This is a genomic window from Opacimonas viscosa (genome assembly GCF_024199005.1).
Taxonomy (GTDB): Bacteria; Pseudomonadota; Gammaproteobacteria; order Enterobacterales; family Alteromonadaceae; genus Opacimonas; species Opacimonas viscosa.
The window spans coordinates 1-224 of the sequence record NZ_JANATA010000378.1 but is presented as its reverse complement, the minus strand read 5'-3'; the positions used below and the strand labels follow the sequence as shown (position 1 = coordinate 224).

Annotated in this window: 1 pseudogene; it reads left to right on the top strand. The window is 49.1% G+C overall.

The features are described 5' to 3' along the window. A pseudogene (locus NLF92_RS13990) lies at positions 1-224 on the top strand (exonuclease domain-containing protein); the annotation flags it as partial.

Sequence of the window (224 nt, the reverse complement as noted above, 5' to 3'; positions counted from 1 at the left end):
CTTTTGGGACTGGTTACATGGAGAGTTTGGACTGGTCAGCGAATTTGACCGCCGTCCGCAGGTGTTGAGGCACAATGATTTTTACGCGCGTTGTGGTGAACACATCGATGCGCATTTAGCTGAGTACTGTAATAGCCCAGACATGCTTTACGCGTATTTGCTGAAACAAGCCACCACACATTACGGCAAGGTAAACAGTGTGTTTATGTGGCGTCAGGGGTTGC